Source organism: Bartonella vinsonii subsp. berkhoffii ATCC 51672, from assembly GCF_902825225.1.
In the GTDB taxonomy this organism is placed as follows: Bacteria; Pseudomonadota; Alphaproteobacteria; order Rhizobiales; family Rhizobiaceae; genus Bartonella; species Bartonella berkhoffii.
In genome coordinates this window covers 1-403 of record NZ_CADEAK010000270.1, presented here as the reverse complement: position 1 = coordinate 403, position 403 = coordinate 1, and the positions used below count along the sequence as shown (strand labels likewise).

The following is a 403-nucleotide window of genomic DNA, read 5'->3' as shown; positions in this document are numbered from 1 at the left end:
CATCCAGTGTCAAAAACATTTGGACACGGCCTAATGAGAAAGCCGAACGTGCCGTAGCGGAGGTTAGCGGGGGGCAAGGAGAGAAGGGGGGGAGAGAAAGAGAAAAAAAAAGGAGAAGGAGGAGGGGAAAAGAAGAAAAAAAGGAAAAGAAGGGGGAGAGAAAGAAGGAAGAGGGGAGGGGGAAAGAGGAGGAAAAGGAGGGAAAAGGAGGGGAGGGGGGGAGAAGGGGAAAGGAAGGGAAAGAAAAGAAGAGAAGAAGGGGGAGAAAGGGAGAAAGAGAAAGAAGAAAGGGGAAAGAGAGGGGGGGAAGAAGGAGAGAGAGGAGGAAGGGAGAGGAAGGAAGGGAGAGGAAAAGAGGAGGAAAAAGGGAAAAAAAAGAAGGGAAGGGGAAGGGAAAGTGACC

At 50.9% G+C, this 403-nt stretch carries 1 pseudogene; it reads left to right on the top strand.

What is annotated here, in order from left to right:
* Positions 1-401 (top strand): annotated as a pseudogene (locus J7R10_RS09225) (hypothetical protein); the annotation flags it as partial.
* Positions 402-403: the final 2 nt, after the last annotated feature.